The sequence below is a fragment of the Pukyongiella litopenaei genome (genome assembly GCF_003008555.2).
In the GTDB taxonomy this organism is placed as follows: Bacteria; Pseudomonadota; Alphaproteobacteria; order Rhodobacterales; family Rhodobacteraceae; genus Pukyongiella; species Pukyongiella litopenaei.
This window is the reverse complement of record NZ_CP027665.1, coordinates 1,896,369-1,915,796: the sequence shown is the minus strand read 5'-3', so window position 1 is coordinate 1,915,796 and position 19,428 is coordinate 1,896,369. Positions and strand designations below refer to the sequence as shown.

The 19,428-nt window shown below is 65.3% G+C and carries 20 protein-coding genes; 9 read left to right on the top strand and 11 right to left on the bottom strand.

The features are described 5' to 3' along the window. Positions 1-37: 37 nt before the first annotated feature. Genes ccoP through ccoN form a run of 4 tightly spaced genes read right to left on the bottom strand, consistent with a single transcriptional unit; the run spans position 38 to position 3,468 of the window. The gene (gene ccoP / locus C6Y53_RS09575; RefSeq protein ID WP_106472233.1) at positions 38-928 is read right to left on the bottom strand and encodes a cytochrome-c oxidase, cbb3-type subunit III; all 891 of its coding nucleotides are present in this window, start codon (positions 926-928) and stop codon (positions 38-40) included. After that, positions 925-1,110 carry a CcoQ/FixQ family Cbb3-type cytochrome c oxidase assembly chaperone gene (locus tag C6Y53_RS09570; protein WP_106472232.1) on the bottom strand — a complete coding sequence of 62 codons (186 nt, stop codon included), beginning with the start codon at positions 1,108-1,110 and terminating at the stop codon, positions 925-927. The genes ccoP and C6Y53_RS09570 overlap by 4 nt, the downstream gene beginning before the upstream one ends. A gap of 10 nt (positions 1,111-1,120) precedes the next feature. Next, a complete protein-coding gene (gene ccoO / locus C6Y53_RS09565) occupies positions 1,121-1,849 on the bottom strand; it encodes a cytochrome-c oxidase, cbb3-type subunit II (RefSeq protein ID WP_106472231.1) in 729 nt (242 codons plus the stop codon). A gap of 14 nt (positions 1,850-1,863) precedes the next feature. Beyond that, positions 1,864-3,468 (bottom strand): cytochrome-c oxidase, cbb3-type subunit I, encoded by a 1,605-nt coding sequence (ccoN, locus tag C6Y53_RS09560; RefSeq protein ID WP_106472230.1) that lies wholly within the window; start codon positions 3,466-3,468, stop codon positions 1,864-1,866. A 212-nt stretch (positions 3,469-3,680) separates the two neighbouring features. On the opposite strand from ccoN, the gene C6Y53_RS09555 reads away from it, so the two are divergent. Continuing rightward, positions 3,681-4,520 carry a universal stress protein gene (locus C6Y53_RS09555; RefSeq protein ID WP_106472229.1) on the top strand — a complete coding sequence of 280 codons (840 nt, stop codon included), beginning with the start codon at positions 3,681-3,683 and terminating at the stop codon, positions 4,518-4,520. A 31-nt stretch (positions 4,521-4,551) separates the two neighbouring features. On the opposite strand, the gene C6Y53_RS09550 is transcribed toward C6Y53_RS09555, so the two are convergent. Further along, a complete protein-coding gene (locus C6Y53_RS09550) occupies positions 4,552-4,803 on the bottom strand; it encodes a GlsB/YeaQ/YmgE family stress response membrane protein (RefSeq protein WP_106472228.1) in 252 nt (83 codons plus the stop codon). A 59-nt stretch (positions 4,804-4,862) separates the two neighbouring features. Then, on the bottom strand, positions 4,863-5,606 hold the full coding sequence (gene fnrL, locus C6Y53_RS09545) for a transcriptional regulator FnrL (RefSeq protein ID WP_106472227.1): 744 nt from the start codon (positions 5,604-5,606) through the stop codon (positions 4,863-4,865). Between the two features lie 61 nt (positions 5,607-5,667). On the opposite strand from fnrL, the gene hemN reads away from it, so the two are divergent. Continuing rightward, positions 5,668-7,023, top strand: coding sequence for an oxygen-independent coproporphyrinogen III oxidase (hemN, locus tag C6Y53_RS09540; RefSeq protein ID WP_106472226.1), 1,356 nt, complete (start codon positions 5,668-5,670; stop codon positions 7,021-7,023). Between the two features lie 7 nt (positions 7,024-7,030). Here hemN and radC read toward each other — a convergent pair whose 3' ends face one another. The 3 genes from radC to dnaK all read right to left on the bottom strand — a co-directional run bounded on the left by radC (position 7,031) and on the right by dnaK (position 11,022). After that, a complete protein-coding gene (gene radC / locus C6Y53_RS09535) occupies positions 7,031-7,789 on the bottom strand; it encodes a RadC family protein (RefSeq protein WP_106472225.1) in 759 nt (252 codons plus the stop codon). Positions 7,790-7,888: 99 nt separating this feature from the next. Then, entirely contained in the window at positions 7,889-9,040 is a 1,152-nt protein-coding gene (gene dnaJ, locus C6Y53_RS09530) for a molecular chaperone DnaJ (RefSeq protein WP_106472224.1), read from the bottom strand. A 74-nt stretch (positions 9,041-9,114) separates the two neighbouring features. Then, positions 9,115-11,022: a molecular chaperone DnaK gene (gene dnaK, locus C6Y53_RS09525; protein WP_106472223.1), complete on the bottom strand. Its 1,908-nt coding sequence runs from the start codon at positions 11,020-11,022 to the stop codon at positions 9,115-9,117. Between the two features lie 217 nt (positions 11,023-11,239). Between dnaK and C6Y53_RS09520 the strand changes: the two genes are divergently transcribed. After that, complete coding sequence (locus C6Y53_RS09520) at positions 11,240-11,842, top strand: alpha-ketoglutarate-dependent dioxygenase AlkB family protein (RefSeq protein ID WP_106472222.1); 603 nt, start codon at positions 11,240-11,242, stop codon at positions 11,840-11,842. Between the two features lie 9 nt (positions 11,843-11,851). Here the strand turns inward: C6Y53_RS09520 and C6Y53_RS09515 are convergent, their stop codons facing one another. Both C6Y53_RS09515 and C6Y53_RS09510 read right to left on the bottom strand, forming a co-directional pair. Continuing rightward, positions 11,852-12,433, bottom strand: coding sequence for a COG3650 family protein (locus C6Y53_RS09515; RefSeq protein ID WP_211299502.1), 582 nt, complete (start codon positions 12,431-12,433; stop codon positions 11,852-11,854). Between the two features lie 14 nt (positions 12,434-12,447). Beyond that, positions 12,448-13,269: an ABC transporter permease gene (locus C6Y53_RS09510; RefSeq protein ID WP_106472220.1), complete on the bottom strand. Its 822-nt coding sequence runs from the start codon at positions 13,267-13,269 to the stop codon at positions 12,448-12,450. 118 nt (positions 13,270-13,387) lie between these two features. Between C6Y53_RS09510 and cysQ the strand changes: the two genes are divergently transcribed. The 6 genes from cysQ (at position 13,388) to C6Y53_RS09480 (ending at position 19,428) form a co-directional block, all read left to right on the top strand. Continuing rightward, positions 13,388-14,185 carry a 3'(2'),5'-bisphosphate nucleotidase CysQ gene (gene cysQ / locus C6Y53_RS09505; RefSeq protein ID WP_106472219.1) on the top strand — a complete coding sequence of 266 codons (798 nt, stop codon included), beginning with the start codon at positions 13,388-13,390 and terminating at the stop codon, positions 14,183-14,185. Further along, on the top strand, positions 14,185-14,985 hold the full coding sequence (locus C6Y53_RS09500; RefSeq protein ID WP_106472218.1) for a 3-deoxy-manno-octulosonate cytidylyltransferase: 801 nt from the start codon (positions 14,185-14,187) through the stop codon (positions 14,983-14,985). The genes cysQ and C6Y53_RS09500 overlap by 1 nt, the downstream gene beginning before the upstream one ends. After that, positions 14,982-16,229: a glycosyltransferase family 2 protein gene (locus tag C6Y53_RS09495; protein ID WP_106472217.1), complete on the top strand. Its 1,248-nt coding sequence runs from the start codon at positions 14,982-14,984 to the stop codon at positions 16,227-16,229. The genes C6Y53_RS09500 and C6Y53_RS09495 overlap by 4 nt, the downstream gene beginning before the upstream one ends. A 112-nt stretch (positions 16,230-16,341) precedes the next feature. Then, positions 16,342-17,235: a UTP--glucose-1-phosphate uridylyltransferase GalU gene (galU, locus tag C6Y53_RS09490; protein WP_106472216.1), complete on the top strand. Its 894-nt coding sequence runs from the start codon at positions 16,342-16,344 to the stop codon at positions 17,233-17,235. Beyond that, complete coding sequence (gene galE, locus C6Y53_RS09485) at positions 17,232-18,215, top strand: UDP-glucose 4-epimerase GalE (protein WP_106472215.1); 984 nt, start codon at positions 17,232-17,234, stop codon at positions 18,213-18,215. Before galU ends, galE begins: the two co-directional genes overlap by 4 nt. Positions 18,216-18,282: 67 nt before the next feature. Then, positions 18,283-19,428 (top strand): glycosyltransferase family 4 protein, encoded by a 1,146-nt coding sequence (locus C6Y53_RS09480; protein WP_244614984.1) that lies wholly within the window; start codon positions 18,283-18,285, stop codon positions 19,426-19,428.

Below are 19,428 nucleotides of genomic sequence, written 5' to 3'. Positions count from 1 at the left end.
CACCCCGCCGCCCTTTTCGATTTCGCTGCGGACCGGCCTATTCGCCGCCGCCGAGCTGGTGAACATAGGCGGTGACCGCCCGCACCTGCGCCTCGGTCAGGCGGGTCTGCCAGGCGGGCATGACGCCGAAACGGCTGTTGGTCACGGTTTCCACCAGCGTGTCGTAGTCGCCGCCATAGAGCCAGATCGCATCGGCCAGGTTCGGCGCGCCCTGGTCGCGGTCGCCGGTGCCGTCCTCCATGTGACAGGCGGCGCAATTGTCGGCGAACACCTCGGCCCCCGCCTCGACCATCGACGCATCCTGCGGATCGCCCGACAGCGACATCACGAAATTAACCACCTCGTCGATCTGTTCCGCCTCGAGGATCTCGTCGCGGCCAAAGGCCGGCATTTCCGAATACCGCGCGTCGTCGTCATCCTCGTTGCGGATGCCATGCGCGACTGTGGTATGGATCGCCTCGACATCCCCGCCCCAGAGCCAGTCGTCATCCAGCAGGTTCGGATAGCCCTTGGCCCCGGCAGCGCCCGAGCCGTGGCACTGGGCGCACCAGGTGCGGAACACCGCGGCACCGGCCGAAACCGCATAGGCGTTCAGCTCCTGATCGGCTTCGATCTCCACCATGTCGGTCGAGGCCAGCCGGGTGTTGATCTCGGCATTGGCTTCTTCCGCCGCCGCGATATCCTGGGCGACCTCGGCCCGCGTGGAATATCCCAGGAGACCGGCGGTGGCCGAGTTTATCATCGGCCAGGCCGGGTAGGCGATGGTGTAACCCACGGCCCAGATGATGGTGATATAGAAGGTCCAGACCCACCAGCGCGGCATCGGGTTGTCCCATTCCTCGATCCCGTCCCAGACATGGCCGGTGGTGCCATGGCCCAGTTCGCTCTGCCTGTCGCCGTCGTTGTTGTCGTGCTTTGGATCGCTCATTGCCGCGCCTCCTTGGACTGGGCGGGTTTGTCGTCATGGCGGAACGGGATGTTGGCGCTGTCGTCGTGGCTTTCGGCGCTGCCGGGGCGGAACACCCAGACGACCACGCCGACGAAGAACACGAACAGCAGCAGGAGCATCCAGCTATCCGCGAATTGCCGCAGGATGGTATAGTTCTCCATGGCGCCCTCCCTAGCGGCTCGCGTCGGGGGTGAAGGTCGAGAAATCGACCAGCGTCCCCAGCATCTGCAGATAGGCGATCAGGGCATCGGCCTCGGACACGCCCTCGTGACCGTCGAAGTTGCGCACGTTCACGGTGTCGCCATAACGCTCCAGCAGCGCGTCATAGTCGCTGTCCGGATCCGCCTGCGCCAGGAAATCCGCCTGCCCGTTTTCCAGCATCTCGTCCGAATAGGGCACGCCCACCACGCGATGAGTGGCCATCACGTCGGCGATATACCTGCCGTCGATCTGCCGGTTCTCGAGGAACCCGTATTTCGGCATCACCGATTCAGGCACCACCGCTTCGGGATTGCGCAGGTGGTCGACATGCCATTCGTCCGAATACCTGCCGCCCACGCGGGCCAGGTCCGGCCCGGTGCGTTTCGATCCCCACTGGAACGGGTGGTCATACATGGATTCGGCCGCCAGCGAATAATGCCCGTAGCGTTCGACCTCGTCGCGCATCGGCCGGATCATCTGGCTGTGGCAGACATAGCAGCCTTCGCGGACATAGATTTCGCGCCCGGCCAGTTCCAGCGGCGTGTAGGGACGCATCCCCTCGACCTTCTCGATGGTGTTTTCGAGATAGAACAGCGGGACGATCTGGACGAGACCGCCGATGGTCACCACCAGGAAGCTGAAGATCAGCAGCAGCGTCGCGTTGGTCTCGAGGATCTTGTGCTTGTCGAGAATTGCCATGTTCCCGGCCCTCCTTATTCAGCCGGGACCGCAACGGCGAGGTCGGCCTCTTTGGCCGGCGCCCGCCTCACGGTCATCCACAGGTTGTAGCACATGATGATCGCGCCGGAGAGATACAGAACCCCGCCCAGCCCGCGAACCACATACATCGGGAACTTGGCCGCCACGGTGTCGGCAAAGCTGTTGACGAGGAACCCGTTGGCATCGACTTCGCGCCACATCAGGCCCTCCATGATCCCGGTCACCCACATCGACGCGGCGTAGAGCACGATGCCGATGGTCGCGAGCCAGAAATGCCAGCTGACCATCTGCAGGCTGTAGAGCCGTTCACGTTTCCACAGCACCGGCACGAGGAAATAGAGCGCGCCGAAGGTGATCATGCCGTTCCAGCCCAGCGCGCCGGAATGAACGTGCCCGATGGTCCAGTCGGTATAGTGCGACAGCGAGTTCACCGCCCGGATCGACATCATCGGCCCCTCGAAGGTGGACATGCCGTAGAAGCCGAGGCTGATCACCATCATCCGCAGGACCGGGTCGGTCCGCAGCTTGTCCCAGGCGCCGCTCAGCGTCATCAGGCCGTTGATCATGCCACCCCAGGACGGCATCCACAGGACGATCGAGAACACCATGCCCAGCGTCGCGGCCCAGTCGGGCAGCGCGGTATAGTGCAGGTGGTGCGGACCGGCCCAGATATAGAGGAAGATCAGCGCCCAGAAATGGATGATCGACAGCTTGTAGCTGTAGACCGGGCGCCCGGCCTGTTTCGGGACGAAATAGTACATCATCGCCAGGAAGCCCGCGGTCAGGAAGAACCCCACCGCGTTGTGGCCGTACCACCACTGGGTCATCGCATCCTGCACGCCCGAGAAGGCCGAGGCCGACCGCGACCCCCAGATCGACACCGGAATCGCCAGGTTGTTGACGATATGCAGCATCGCGATGGTGACGATGAAGGACAGGTAGAACCAGTTGGCCACATAGATATGCGGCTCCTTGCGCTTGATGATGGTGCCGAGGAACACCGCCAGGTAGGCGACCCAGACGATGGTCAGCCACAGGTCCACATGCCATTCGGGTTCGGCGTATTCACGGGACTGGGTCGCGCCGAACAGATAGCCGGTGGCCGCCAGCACGATGAACAGCTGGTAGCCCCAGAACACGAACCATGCCAGGTTGCCGCCCCACAGCCGCGCCGCCGAGGTGCGCTGCACCACATAGAAGGAGGTCGCGATCAGGGCGTTGCCGCCAAAGGCGAAGATCACCGCGCTGGTATGCAGGGGACGCAGGCGGCCGAAATTCGCATAGCCCTGGGCCCATTGGAAATTGAGCTCGGGAAAGGCCAGCTGGAACGCGATGAACGTGCCGGCCAGGAACCCGATGATGCCCCAGAACGCGGTGGCGATCACGCCGGCGCGAACCACGTCGTCCATGTATTCATTGGCGGGAACCGGGGTCTCCGGCTCGTCGGTCCGGCGCAACACCCGGATGAACATGAAAACCGCGACGATCAGAATGACGATCGCGTTGACCATGTACCCCGGATCGCGCGCGAAATTGATGGCCATCATCGCGAAGATCGCGACCAGGCCAAGCGCGATAAGCTTGATGTAGTTTGACATTCTGCGTCCCTTCATCCCGTCAACTCGGCAGTCGGCGCAGAAAAAATCTGCGCGCGGTACGTCTTTTAATTGTGCGCTAGATGCCCAGATATGAGCAAGCCTGCATTGATCTGCATCAACACGGTTGCCGCCAATCTGTGACAGGCATCGGACGGGCCGGGGCCCGTGTGGCAGACCCGGATTCAGCTCACTTGACGCACAGAAACAGACACATGCCTTACAAATCGCTACTGACCGTTCTGACCGATCCCTCCACCGCCGACGCCGCTCTGCGACAGATCATCGCGCTGGCCGGGGCGCAGGACGCCCACGCCGAAGCGTTGTGCCTTGGCGTGGATCGCACGCAGACCGGGTATTACTATGCGGGGGCCAGCGCCATGATCCTGCAGGAAACCCTGACCCGCGCCCACGAGGACGCAACCGCGATTCGAGCCCATGCGCAGAAGGTTCTCGAAGCGTCGGACGTGCGCTGGTCGGTCGAGGACGGCGTCGCGCAGATCGCGGATATCGGACGCCACATGGCGTATCACGCGCGGTTCTCCGACCTGGTGATCTCGCCGCGCCCCTATGGCGAAAACCGCGGTGCCGAGGCCGAGGCGATCGTCGAGGCGGCGCTGTTCGAAGGCCGCGCGCCGGTGATGGTGGTGCCGGACGGGGCCGAGGGACAGGGCGCCCCGAAATGCGTGCTGGCCGCGTGGAACGAGAGCCCCGAAGCGATGACCGCGATCCGCCGGGCGCTGCCGTTCCTGCGGAATGCCGAGCGCGTCCATGTGGTCGTGATCGACCCGCCGCGCCACGGGCCGGAACGGTCCGATCCCGGCGGGCGGCTGTCGCAGATGCTGGCGCGGCACGGGGTCAAATGCGAAATCGACGTGCTGTCGAAAACCATGACCCGCGTGTCGGACGTGCTGAACCGCCACGCCACCGACATCTCGGCCGACCTGGTGGTGATGGGTGCCTATGGCCATTCCAGGTTCCGCGAGGCGATCCTGGGCGGCGCGACCCGCAACATGCTGGAACAGGCCAGCGTGCCGGTATTCCTGGCACACTGAGCATACTGACCGGTTGATCGCCGGGGGCTGGTCAGGCTTTCTTGACCAGCCCGACGATGAACAGCAGGATCACCGCGCCGATGGTCGAATGCACGAGGGCGGAAATGACCCCTCCGCCCACCGACAGGCCCAGCACCGGAAAGACCAGCCCGGCGACACAGGCCCCGACGATGCCGACGATCATGTTGCCGATCAGCCCGAAACCGCCACCGCGCATGATCTGACCCGCGATCCATCCGGCCAGCGCGCCGACGATCAGCATCACAATCAGACTTAGTCCCATGGTGTCCTCCTGTTGGCTGTCGCAAGATGCCACAGGAAATCCGGCAGCGGCAAGCCTGCTCAGAGCGGGAAGCCCCCGTCGCCATCGTCGCCGGCCTCGTCCATCAGGCGGGCCATGTCGGGCACGGTGACGTGGCGTTTGCCCTGCAGGCGGATCACCCCGTCGCGCTTGAGCGCCGAGATCTGCCGGCTCACCGTTTCCAGCGTCAGGCCCAGGTAATCGGCCATCGCCTCGCGGGTCAGCGGCAGGTCGAACACGATCCCGTCACGGAATTCCGAGGGCGCCATCACCGAGTTCCGGCGCGCGATGATGCCCAGCAGGCTGGCGATCTTTTCCCGCGCGGTCTTGCGGCCCAGCACCAGCATCCATTCCCGCGCCGCGTCGAGTTCATCGAGGGTCATTTCCAGCAGCCGGTGCGCCACATGCGGGGTTTCGGCCATCAGCTGCTCGAACGGCTTGCGGCGGAAACAGCACATCATGATGTCGGTCGTCGCCACCACGTCATAGGCGGCGCTGTCGCGGCCGGGGCGGCCCACGAAATCGCTGGGCAGCAGCAACCCGACCATCTGCGTGCGGCCGTCTTCCATCGTCTGGGTCAGCGACGCGATCCCCGATACGACCGACCCGACGAACTCCATCCGGTCGCCCGACCAGATGATCGTCTGACCCGCTTCGAAGCTGCGGTAATACTTGATCTGCTCGAGCTGTTCGAGCTCGTCGGAATCGCAACGAGCGCAGACCGCCCGGTGGCGGATCGGGCAGTCTGAACATCTGATCATCTGAGCAGCGGCGGGCGCGTTCATCGGTCTTTCCTGTTGACCTAAGTCAAGGAGCATTTTCCGGTACGGTCCTAACCCTATTCCCATGACCGATACAACTCAATTGGCGCGGCTTGGACTGTTTGATGCCAAGGTTCCGCGCTATACCAGCTACCCAACCGCCCCCCATTTTGGCCACGATGTCGGGCCGGGGGAATTTTCCAGCTGGATCAAGCAGATACCGGCGGGCAGCGCGGTCTCTCTCTATATTCATGTGCCGTTTTGCCGCAGATTGTGCTGGTTCTGCGCCTGTCGCACCCAAGGCACGCAATCGGATGCGCCGGTCGCCGCCTACCTGAAGACGCTGCAGGCCGAACTCGCGATGCTGGGCGATCTGCTGCCCGATGACGTGTCGCTGTCGCGCCTGCACTGGGGCGGCGGAACGCCGACGCTGCTGTCGCCGTCGATGATGACCGACCTGGCCGGCGCCATCGCCGATGTCGCGCCGTTTCACCCCGATGCCGAGTTCTCGGTCGAGATCGACCCCAACGAGATCGACGGTCCCCGGCTCGACGCGCTGGCGGCCGCCGGGATGAACCGGGCCTCGATCGGAGTGCAGGATTTCGACCCCGAGATCCAGAAGACCATCGGCCGGATCCAGAGCTACGAGGTCACCCGCGACGCCGTCGACATGATCCGGGACCGCGGCGTGCGCAGTCTCAACGCCGATATCCTGTTCGGCCTGCCCGACCAGTCCCCCGCCCGGATGGCCGAAAGCGTCGAGAAACTGCTGTCGTTGCGCCCCGACCGGGTGGCGCTCTACGGCTATGCCCATGTCCCGTGGATGGCCAAGCGGCAACAGCTGATCCCGTCGGACAAGCTGCCGCGGCCCGATGAGCGGCTGGCGCTGTTCGAAACCGCGCGGCGGCTGTTCCTGTGGGACCAATACGACGAAATCGGCATCGACCATTTCGCGCTGCGCGATGACGGGCTGAGCGTGGCCCGGCGCGAAGGACGGCTGCGGCGTAACTTCCAGGGCTATACCGACGACCGCGCCGCCGCGCTGATCGGTGTCGGAGCCTCGTCGATCTCGCGGTTCCCGCAGGGCTATGCTCAGAACGCCCCAGCCACGGGCGCCCATACCGGCAAGATCCGCGACGGGCAGTTCTCGACCACCCGCGGCCACGCCTTTGCCGGCGACGACCGGATGCGGGCGCGGATGATCGAGGCTCTGATGTGCGATTTCCGGATCGACACCGCCGAGATCACCCGGGATTTCGGGATCGGACCGGACCGTTTGCAGGCCATGTTCGCCGATGCCAACCGGCAGTTCGACAACCTGCTGGAAGTGACCGGCAACGGGATCGCGATACCGCGCGCGGCGCGGCCGCTGACCCGGATGGTGGCGCGCGCCTTCGATGCCTATGACCTGAGCCACGCCGGCCACAGCTCCGCGATCTGACCGCCACCTACAGGTAGCCCTGCGCCCGGAAGCTGAGTTCGCAGGATCGTCCGATGATCAGGTGGTCGTGCAGCGTCAGGCCCAGCGCCTCGGCGGCGGCCTGCACGCGGGCGGTCATGTCGATATCGGATTGCGACGGGGTGGGATCGCCCGACGGGTGATTGTGCACCAGGATCAATGCGCTGGCATTGAGCTCCAGCGCCCGCTTGGCCACCTCGCGCGGATAGACCGGGACGTGATCGACGGTGCCGCGTGCCTGTTCCTCGTCCGCGATCAGCACGTTCTTGCGGTCGAGATAGAGCACCCTGAACTGTTCGGTTTCCCGATGCGCCATGGTGGTGTGGCAATAGTCCAGCACCGCGTCCCAGCTGGAGATCACCTGCCGCTGCATCACCCGCGCGCGCGCCATGCGCTGCGCCGCGGCCTCGACGATCTTGAGTTCGGTCACCACCGCGTCGCCGACACCGGACACATCCAGAAGCCGCGCCGTCGATGCGCTGCATACCGCGTTGAAATCTCCGAACCGGTCCAGCAGGGCGCGCGCCAGCGGTTTCACATCGCGGCGCGGGATGGCCCGGAACAGCACGAGCTCGAGCAATTCGTAATCCGGCATCGCCGCCGCGCCACCGGCCCTGAACCGGTCGCGCAGCCGTTTGCGGTGATCGGCGATATAGGATGGCAACCGCCCTGCCGGGACCGGGGCGGCAACCGCCTCGTCGGTGTCGAACAGCTGCGGCGCCTCGCGGAAGGAAGAACCGTTGACCATGGGGCCACGGTGCGCCGGCGGGGTGAAGAAAATGTTAAGACCGGCGGCGCACCGGCATGAAAAAGGGGCGCCGAAGCGCCCCCGGATCACGGTCCGTGATCAGCTTTTCATGCCGTCCCAGAAGGATTTGACCGACGAGAAGAACGATTTGCTCTCGGGGCTGTTGTCCTGCCCGATGTCCTGGAACTCGCGCAGGATTTCCTTCTGGCGGCCGGTCAGGTTGACCGGGGTTTCCACCGCCAGTTCGATGAACATGTCACCCGTGCCGCCGCCGCGCAGCGCCGGCATGCCCTTGCTGCGCAGGCGCATCTGGCGTCCCGACTGGCTGCCCGCCGGGATCTGCACCCGCGTGCGGCCGCCGTCGATGGTCGGCACCTCGATGGCACCGCCCAGCGCCGCGCTGGTCATCGCAACCGGCACCCGGCAATACAGGTTCACGCCATCGCGTTCGAACAGCCGGTGATCGGCCACTTCGACGAAGATGTAGAGATCGCCCGGCGGTCCGCCCCGCATCCCGGCCTCGCCCTCGCCGGCGAGCCGGATCCGGGTGCCGGTCTCGACGCCGGCGGGGATGTTGACCGACAGCGCCCGGTCCTTTTCGACCCGGCCCGACCCGCCGCAGGACTTGCACGGGTTCTTGATCACCTGGCCCGCGCCCGAACAGGTCGGGCAGGTCCGTTCGACGGTAAAGAACCCCTGCTGCGCGCGCACCTTGCCCATGCCCGAACAGGTCGGACACGGTGTCGGTTCGGCACCGCCATCGGCGCCCGATCCGCTGCAGGACGAACAGGCCACCGCGGTCGGCACGTTGATCGTCTTCTGCAGGCCGGAATAGGCCTCTTCCAGCTTGATCTGCAGGTTGTAGCGCAGGTCCGACCCGCGCGCGGCACGACGGCCACCGCCGCCACGCTGCCCGCCCATGAAGTCGCCGAACAGGTCATCGAACACGTCCGAGAAGGCCGACGAGAAATCGCCGCCGCCATAGCCGTGGCCACCGGGGCGCGGTCCGCCGCCGCCCATGCCGCCATCGAATGCCGCGTGGCCGAAACGGTCATAGGCGGCCTTCTTCTCGGCATCCTTGAGTATCTCGTAGGCTTCGTTGGCTTCCTTGAACTGCGATTCGGCGTTCGGATCGTCCTTGTTCCGGTCCGGGTGCAGTTCCTTGGCCTTGCGGCGATAGGCTTTCTTGATTTCCTCCGCCGAAGCGCCTTTCGACACGCCTAGCACGTCATAGAAGTCACGTTTCGACATGGCTTATCCTCTTTGCCTGAACGCAGGCGGGCCGGCCCGTTTTGCGGACCGGCCCGCGCTGGCCCAATCCGGCCTCAGGCCCGCTTGTCGTTGTCCAGGTCCTCGAACTCGGCATCGACGATATCATCCTCGCCCGGCCCGGCATCGGCTGCGGCGGGTTCGTCCGCGGCCTCTTCCTGGCTGGCCTTGTAGATCGCCTCGCCCAGCTTCATCGACGCCTCGGCGACGTTCTGGATACCGGACTTGATCTTGTCGGCATTGTCGCCTTCAAGTTCGTCCTTGAGCGCGGCAACCGCCAGCTCGATCGCCTCGACCGTCGCCGGATCAACCTTGTCGCCGTGTTCCTCGAGCGATTTCTCGGTCGAGTGCACCATCGATTCGGCCTGGTTCCTGGCTTCCACCAGTTCCTTGCGCGCCTTGTCGGCCTCGGCATTCTCCTCGGCCTCGCGGACCATCTTGTCGATGTCGTCATCCGACAGACCGCCAGAGGCCTGGATGGTGATCTTCTGTTCCTTGCCGGTGCCCTTGTCGAGCGCCGAAACCGACACGATGCCGTTGGCGTCAATGTCAAAGGTCACCTCGATCTGCGGCATGCCGCGCGGCGCCGGGGGGATGTCTTCAAGGTTGAACTGGCCCAGCAGCTTGTTGTCGGCGGCCATTTCCCGTTCGCCCTGGAACACGCGGATGGTCACCGCGCTCTGGTTGTCCTCGGCGGTCGAGAAGACCTGGCCCTTCTTGGTCGGGATCGTGGTGTTGCGGTCGATCAGCCGCGTGAACACGCCGCCCAGGGTTTCGATACCCAGGCTCAGCGGGGTCACGTCGAGCAGCACGACGTCCTTCACGTCACCCTGCAGGACACCGGCCTGGATCGCCGCGCCCATGGCCACGACCTCGTCGGGGTTCACGCCCTTGTGCGGTTCCTTGCCAAAGAACTTGGTGACCTCTTCGATCACCCTGGGCATCCGGGTCATGCCGCCGACGAGAACGATCTCGTCCACCTCGGAGGCCGACAGGCCGGCATCCTTGAGCGCCTTCTTGCACGGCTCCATCGACCGCTTGATCAGGTCGCCGACCAGCTGTTCCAGCTTGGCGCGGGTCAGCTTCATCACCATGTGCAGCGGCTGTCCGTTCGCGCCCATCGAGATGAACGGCTGGTTGATCTCGGTCTGCGAGGTCGATGACAGTTCGATCTTGGCCTTTTCCGCGGCTTCCTTCAGGCGCTGCAGCGCCATCTTGTCCTCGGACAGGTCGACGCCGTGTTCCTTCTTGAACTCCTCGGCGAGGTAATTGACGATCCGCATGTCGAAATCTTCACCGCCCAGGAAGGTGTCCCCGTTGGTGGATTTCACTTCGAACAGGCCGTCGTCGATCTCGAGGATGGTCACGTCGAAGGTGCCGCCGCCAAGGTCATAGACCGCGATGGTCTGGGTGTTTTCCTTGTCCAGGCCATAAGCCAGCGCGGCAGCGGTCGGTTCGTTGATGATCCGCAGCACCTCGAGACCGGCGATCTTGCCGGCATCCTTGGTGGCCTGGCGCTGGGCGTCGTTGAAATAGGCCGGAACGGTGATGACCGCCTGCGACACGTCTTCGCCCAGGTAGCTTTCGGCGGTTTCCTTCATCTTGCCGAGGATGAAGGCCGAGATCTGGCTGGGCGAATACTTGTCGCCGCGCGCCTCGACCCAGGCATCGCCATTGCCGCCGTTCACGATCGAGAACGGCACCATTTTCTTGTCCTTTTCCACCTCGGCGTCGTCCACGCGACGGCCGATCAGGCGCTTGACGCCGAAAATGGTGTTGTCGGGGTTGGTCACGGCCTGGCGTTTTGCCGGCTGGCCAACCAGGCGTTCGTCGTCTGTGAATGCGACGATCGAGGGCGTGGTGCGGGCCCCTTCCGCGTTCTCGATGACCCGGGGCTGCGAACCGTCCATGATGGCGACGCAGCTGTTGGTGGTGCCGAGGTCGATACCGATAACCTTGCTCATTCTGTTTGATCCCTTCTTACTTCAAGGCGATTGCCCGAGGCCATGACCCGTTGCGGCATCCCGACCCCGATTGAGGTGCGAACCGGCGCTGTTCGCCTGTCCGCGTCCCGGCGTATATAGGGACGGGCCAAGACCCCTGCAACCGCCGTTCATGCCGGTAAAACCGCAATTTGCGGCCTTATCGGCAAGGTTTCGGCAAGGAAAGGCAAACTGGAACGTGACTCCCCTGCTCGTGCGCGGACTGGAGATCCATCAGGGCTATCTCGACAGGGCGTCGCAGACCGCGCTGGTCGGGGATCTGCGCGCGGTGCTGGAGACGGCGCCGCTGTTTTCGCCCGACACGCCCTATGGACGCAAGATGTCGGTGCGGATGTCCTCGGCGGGACAATATGGCTGGTTTTCGGACCGCAGCGGGTATCGCTATGTCCCCCGGCATCCGAACGGCACGCCCTGGCCCGCGATCCCCGCGTCGGTGCTGGCGATCTGGAACGACGTGTCGGGCTGCGCGCGGAGCCCCGAATGCTGCCTGATCAACTGGTATGGCGAAGGCGCGCGGATGGGGTTGCACCAGGATCGCGACGAAACCGATTTCGATTGCCCGGTGGTGTCCATATCGCTCGGCGACGAGGCGCTGTTCCGCATCGGCAACCCCACGCGCGGCGGCAAGACCGAATCGCTGTGGCTACGGTCCGGCGACGTGGTGGTCATGGGCGGCAGCGCCCGGCTGACCTATCACGGCGTGGACCGGATCCGGTTCGGATCATCGGCGCTGCTGCCGCGCGGCGGGCGGATCAACCTGACCCTGCGCGTGGTCAGCTGACGCGCCGCGTCAGTTCACGGCCAGCGAACAGCACCCGTCCATCAGGGTGCGCGGGGCCGCTCCGGTCAGCAGGTCGATGGCCAGCCCATAGGCCCGATCCGACATGCCGTCGGAACACTCTGCCCGGTGTATCACGGCGACCGCGCCGGCGCCCATGTCCAGCAGCCAGGGTTCCGTCCGGTTCGACGCCGCGGCCAGCATGCCGACCGGAAAGGTCTGATCCGGCCCCGAGGGTGTCGTCAGAACGGCGGTGTCCCCCTGCGTGAGTGCAAGTGCCCAGAAGGGTTCGGTCCCGAAACACCGGAAGCTCGCGGTCAGCGGGCGGTCCGGATCGTCGGGCTGCCGCGCGAGATAGGCGAGGAACACCCAGGCCGCCTGTTCCTGGTGATTGACGCGCCCCCATGTCCCGGCCTCGTTCACGCCGGTCACCTCGATCCCGGTGTCGCCGGGCAGGAACCTGCCCACTTTGGCAAAGCCGGTTCCCGGCCCCTGCCGGATGTTGAGGAAAGAGCTGACCCCGGTGATGTCGTGCAGCGCCGGATAGGATTGCGCCGACGCAGCCGGTGCCGCCAGCACCAGTATCAGGGCCATGATCCATCTCGCCATCATTGTCTTGCCTTCCAGCTGATTGATGCGTGCCGGCGGGTATAGAATTCGCCCATGAGCCCGATCATGGTCAGGGCGATACCCACCCACATAGCATATTCCCAGGACGAGTAGCGCGGAAAGTAGTTGATGAAGACATAGCCGCGGGCCTGGTCGATGCAGTGGAACAACGGGTTCCAGTCAAACATCGCCAGCATGAAACTGGGAAGGCTGTTGGCAACGAACATCTTGCCCGATGCAATCATGTTGGCGCGGGTATAGAGCGTCGTCAGGACGCCCACGGCATTCGGGAACCACGGCTTGAGCGCATAGAGTATCAGCCCGACCGCGACCCCGGTATACCAGGCCAGCAGGAACATCGCGAAGGCGCCGATCGGATCGTCGATCGTAACGGGCGCGATGGCAACGTGATAGCCGAACAGGACCAGGAACATCGACAGCGTCTGAATGTAGAGCGACGACAGCGCCGATGCGCAGATCGAGATCGCCGTGTTCATCGGCGCGTGCTGCATCATCGGGCTGCTGGACCCTTCGGCGCCGGACACGGCACGGACAGCCTTGATATGGGTCATGAAGAGGAAGATGCCCGACATGACATAGAGCAGGAAGTCACCGCGAATGGCCGAGCCGCGCAGACCCAGCACCGAGAACATCAGGTAGAACACGGCCACCATGATCAGCGTCTGAAGCAGGTTCATGCCCAGCGCGACAAAGGCATTGTGGTGCTTCTTGCGCACATCGCGGACGACCGAGTGAAAGATCAGCTCGCCGATCTGGAGCGCCCCGCTGAGCCGGGACTGGCGTCTTCGTCCGTCGAACATCGTTTCTTGTTCCTGTGCCGCCGGATCGTTCTGGCACGGATTCCTTGCCGTTTCCTTGCCATACCAGCATAAGTGGCGAAACCGGACCCTACAACAAATCCTGCAAGGGGAACAGCAATTGGACTATGACACGCTCGTACCGGTGATGCGCCGGCTGGCCATCGAAGCGGGCCACCGGATCATGGAGATCTACGGCTCGGACGATTTCGGGGTCAGGGCGAAATCCGACGACAGCCCCGTGACCGCCGCCGACGAAGCCGCCGATGCGCTGATCTCGGCCGGGCTGCGCGCCGCCTTTCCCGACATTGCCCTGGTGACCGAGGAACAGGCCACCACCCACGGTTCGCGGGCCGAGACCTTCCTGATCGTCGATCCGCTGGACGGAACCAAGGAATTCATCCACCGCCGCGGCGATTTCACGGTCAACATCGCGCTGGTCGAAAACGGCACGCCGACCCGCGGCGTCGTTTACGCGCCGGCCAGGGGGCGCATGTTCTACACCTTGCCCGATGGCAGCGCCGTCGAGGAAACCGGCGCGCTGGACCCCGAGAGCCCCGGCAAAACCGCCCCGATCCGCGTCTCGCAGCCCGACAACGGCGCGTTGCTGGTGGTGGCCTCGAAATCGCACCGGGACCAGGCCACGGATGACTACATCAGCAAATACGCGGTCCGCGACAGCAAGAGCGCGGGTTCGTCGCTGAAATTCTGCCTGGTCGCCACCGGCGAGGCGGATCTCTATCCCCGGGTCGGACGCACGATGGAATGGGACACCGCCGCCGGTCACGCGGTGCTGGCGGGCGCGGGCGGCGCGGTGGTCCGGTTCGACGATCACAGGCCGCTGCGCTATGGCAAGGACGGTTTCGCCAATCCCTTCTTCATCGCCCATGCGCCGGGCGTCGATCTCAAGCCCGCGTGATGAGCGTTCTGGTCGCCATCCCCGCCCGTTATGCCTCGACCCGGTATCCGGGCAAACCGCTGGTGCCGCTCACCGGCGCGACCGGCATCGCGCGCAGCCTCGTCGAGCGCTCCTGGCGCGCCGCCTGCGGCGTGGCCGGGGTGGACAAGGTGGTGGTGGCAACCGATGACGACCGCATCCGCGCGGCCTGCGAAACGTTCGGCGCAGAGGTGGTGATGACATCGCCGGACTGCGCCAACGGCACCGAACGCTGCGCCGAGGCCCACGCGGCGCTGGGCGGCGGCTATGACATCGTCGTGAACCTGCAGGGCGACGCGCCGCTGACCCCGCACTGGTTCGTCGAGGATCTGGTCGCCGGGCTGCGGGCCGATCCCGCCGCCGGCATCGCCACCCCGGTGCTGCGGTGCGACGGCGCCGCGCTGAACGGGTTTCTGGACGATCGCAGGAACGGCCGCGTCGGCGGCACGACGGCGGTGTTCGGCGCCGATCACGGCGCGCTCTATTTCTCGAAAGAGGTCATTCCCTACACCGCCGACGCCTACGCCGATACCGACGATACGCCGGTTTTCCATCATGTCGGCGTCTATGCCTACCGCCCCGATGCGCTGGACGCCTATCCGGGCTGGCAGGTGGGTCCGCTGGAAACGCTGGAAGGTCTCGAACAATTGCGGTTCCTCGAAAACGGCCGCCGCGTGCTCTGCGTCGAGGTCGAGGCGCGCAACCGGCAGTTCTGGGAACTGAACAACCCCGAGGACGTGCCCCGGCTGGAACGGATGATGGCCGAGATGGGCCTGGAATGACCGGTCCGCTGACGATCAGCGTCGTGATCGTCAGCCGCGACCGGCCGCAGGCGTTGCGTCGCTGCCTGCTGGGCGTCTCGCAACTGTTCTACCGCCCGTTCGAGGTGGTGGTGGTCGCCGACGCCGCCGGACTGCGGGCAACGGGCGACCTGCCCTTTGCCGACCGCCTGAAAACCGCCCGCCTCGACGAAGCCAACATCTCTGCCGCGCGCAATCTCGGCATCGCGCAGGCGGCCGGAGAGCTGATTGCCTTCATCGACGACGACGCCGTGCCCGAGCCGACTTGGCTTGATTTTCTCTCTGCGCCGTTCCGCGACCCGGCTGTGGCTGCCGCGGGCGGCTTTGTGCGCGGGCGCAACGGGATTTCCTTTCAGTCCCGGGCGCGGATGGTGGACCGAACGGGGGCCACGACCCCGATCGGGATCGGGATCGGCCCGGATGGCCATGTCATACCACCGGCACAACCGGGCCTCGCGGTCAAGACGGAAGGCACCAACATGGCGCTGCGCCGGTCGGTTCTGGCCGGGCTAGGCGGGTTCGACCCGGCCTATCGGTTCTTTCTCGATGAAACCGACCTGAACCTGCGTCTCGCGGCCAACGGGCTGGCCACCGCCATCGTCCCGCGCGCCGAGGTGCACCACGGATTTGCCGCCAGCCCGCGACGACGCGCCGACCGGGTGCCCGTCGACCTGACCCAGATCGGCGCCAGTTGGGCGGTGTTCCTGCACCGGCACTGCCCGTCCACCGACCGGGCCGCGGCCTGGAGACGGGTGTGCCGAAACGAGCGGCAGCGGGCCTTGCGCCACTTGGTTTCGGGGGCGCTGGAACCGCGAGATGTGCGTCGGCTGATGCACGGCCTGCACCGGGGATTTGAAGCCGGGCTGGCGCGGTCAGCCGCTCCGTTGCCGGCATTGCCGGACCCGGTTGCCCCGTTTCGGCCGCTGCATGACGCTCCACCGCCGCCGCCACGAATCGTCGCAGGCCGCTGGTCATCGCGCCACAACCTTGCCGGGCAGGCGCAGCAGGCCGCGGCCCGGGGCGGATCAGTCACGCTGTTCCGGTTTTCCCGCACTGCATTTTACCATAAGGTAAGGTTTACGCCGCAAGGCTACTGGGAACAGACCGGCGGCCTGTTCGGCAAGAGCGAGCGCAGCCAACCGCTGCTGCATTGTCATCGATTCGCCGAAAGGTTGCGGTATGAGATAAGACGAGTAGGAATTCCCCGTGGACTGCACGGCAATTGATGCAAGAACAGCGATGGCCCGGTTCGGTTGATTCCATGACGAATTCTTTCGGCGGTTTCATTGATGAACCGCGACATGTACCAGTGCCAGATGTTAGACAGCGAGGACCGTAATGGGACAGAAAGTTACCAAGGCAGTATTTCCGGTTGCGGGTCTGGGAACGCGGTTCCTGCCAGCCACGAAATCGGTTCCCAAGGAAATCATGACGCTGGTGGACCGCCCGCTGGTCCAGTATGCCATCGACGAAGCCCGCGCCGCCGGGATCAAGGAATTCCTGTTCGTCACCTCGCGCGGCAAGAGCGCGCTCGAGGATTATTTCGACCATTCCCCGGTGCTGGAACAGGCGCTGCGCAAGGCGGGCAAGACCGAGCTTCGCGAGATCCTGAAATCCACCAACATGGAAAGCGGCGCCATCGCCTATATCCGTCAGCACAAGGCGCTGGGGCTGGGGCACGCGGTCTGGTGCGCGAGGCGGCTGATCGGCAATGAACCCTTTGCGGTGATCCTGCCCGACGACGTGATCGCGGCCGAAACGCCCGTCCTGCAGCAGATGGTCGAAGCCTATGCCGAAACCGGCGGCAACATGGTCGCGGCGATGGAGGTTCCCCCGGAACAGACATCGTCCTACGGCGTTCTTGATATCGACGAGGACAAGGGGGCGACCGTCTCGGTCAAGGGCATGATCGAAAAGCCCCAGCCCGGCGAGGCCCCGTCGAACCTCGCCGTCATCGGGCGCTACATCCTGAGCCCGTCGATCCTGAGCAACCTCAACAAGATGAAATCGGGCGCGGGTGGCGAGATCCAGCTGACCGATGCCATCGCCGAGGATATCAGGAACGGCAACAGCGTGCACGGGTTCCGGTTCCGCGGCCAGCGTTACGATTGCGGGTCCAAGGCCGGGTTCCTGCGGGCCACGGTGGCGTTTGCGCTCGACCGCGATGACTTGCGGGACGACCTGCTTCGGTTCATCCAGGATGTCGTGCAACTCGACCGCGCAGCCGAATGACCCCGATCCTTGTCACCGGCGGCGCCGGTTACATCGGGTCACATGCCTGCAAGGCGCTGCGCGCCGCGGGCTACGACCCGGTCACCTATGACAACCTGTCGACGGGCTGGCGCGACGCGGTGAAATTCGGGCCGTTCGAACAGGGCGACCTGCGGGACCGCGCGCGGATGGACGAGGTGTTCGCCCGATACCGGCCCGTCGCGGTGATGCATTTCGCCGCGCTCAGCCAGGTCGGCGAGGCGATGTCGGAACCGGGCCCCTACTGGCACAACAACGTGGTCGGGTCGCTCACGCTGATCGAGGCGGCGGTGGCGGTCGGCTGTCTCGATCTCGTGTTTTCCTCGACCTGCGCCACCTATGGCGAACAGGACAACGTGGTGCTGAACGAACAGACACCGCAGCAGCCGGTGAACGCCTATGGCGCATCGAAACGCGCGATCGAGGACATGCTGCGCGATTTCGGCGCCGCCGCCGGTCTGCGCAGCGTCGTCTTCCGGTATTTCAACGTGGCCGGCGCCGACCCCGAGGGCGAGATCGGCGAACATCACCGCCCGGAAACTCACCTGATCCCGGTGCTGCTGGAAGCCATCGACGGCCGGCGCGACGGGCTGACGGTCCACGGGGACGATTACGACACGCCGGACGGCACCTGCATCCGCGATTATGTGCATGTCTGCGACCTGATCGACGCGCATCTGCTGGGGTTGCAGTGGCTGCGCGACGACAAGGGCAGCCGCGTCTTCAACCTGGGCACCGGAACCGGGTTTTCCGTCCGCGAGGTGATCGATCGCGCGCGCATCGTCACCGGCCGCGAGGTTCCGTTCAGCATCGGTCCCCGCCGCGCGGGCGATTGCACCCGTCTGGTCTCGGGGTCGCATCGTGCCGGCGAAGACCTCGGCTGGCGACCGGCCCGGTCGACCCTCGACACCATGATCGCGGACGCCTGGAGGTGGCATCAAACTGGGCATTACGACCGATAACACGCCGCCCGCACGGCTGCTGGACATTACCCGCCTGATCCGCCGGGCGGGCCGACGGCCGACCGGCGTGGACCGGGTCGAACTGGCCTATCTGACGCGTCTTCCCGACCACGGCGCCGATTTCTTTGCGCTGGCGCGAACGCCGCTGGGATATGTGCTGCTGGACGCCGCCGGCGCCGCCGCCATTGCGCAACGGATCCACGGCACAATTCCGTGGGGAGGCGCCGACCGGCTGTCACGGCTGGGTCGGGGCCGGGATGAAACGGTACGCCGCGCCGAAAGCGACCTGCGGCGCCACGCGCTGGCGCGCTGCCTGCCCAACCGGCTGGTGGCGATGCTGTCGCGGCATCTGCCGCCCGGCACCTCCTATTTCAACACCGGGCATTCCAACCTGACGGATCGCGTGATCCATGCGGTCCGCCACGGCGCACGGGGCAGCATCGCGGTCCTGATCCACGACACCATTCCTCTGGATTTCCCGCAATTTGCCCGCAACGAGGCCCCGGGCCGGATGCGGGCCATGCTGCGGCGGGTGGCGCGCCATGCCGACCTGGTGATCTGCAATTCGCAGGCAACGCGGGACGCGATCGAGGAACACCTGCCTGAATCACCGCGGACCCGCCGGATCGTCACGGCGCATCTGGGTGTGCCGGTGCCCGTTCCTGACCCGTGCCTGCTGCCGCACGACCTGCCGGAAGATCCGTTTTTCGTCGCGCTCGGAACGATCGAGCCGCGAAAGGGGCATGACCTGCTGCTGGATGTCTGGGATCGCCTGACCGCCGCCCCCCCGCCCGGCGGCGTGCCCGGCCTCATGATCTGCGGCACGCGCGGCTGGATGAACGACACGGTGTTCCGCAGGCTCGACCGGCTCGTGCCGGGCGGGCCGGTGCGGGAATTGCCGGACCTGCCCGATGGCGCGACAGCCGCGCTGTTGCAGAAATCGCGGGGGCTGTTGTTTCCCAGCCGGGCCGAAGGGTTCGGACTGCCCCCGGTCGAAGCGGCGGCGCTGGGGGTACCGGTGATATGCTCGGATCTGGGCGCCTGCAGGGAAATCCTGGGTGACATTCCAGTTTACCTGCCGCCAAGGTCATGCAATCAATGGGAAACGACGATCAGGCAAGCAACTGGCGCCGATGTTCCGCCCCGACCGGACCCGCCGTTCCGGCCACCCACATGGGCCGGGCATTTTGACGCCGTGTTAAGGTTTGCCTAA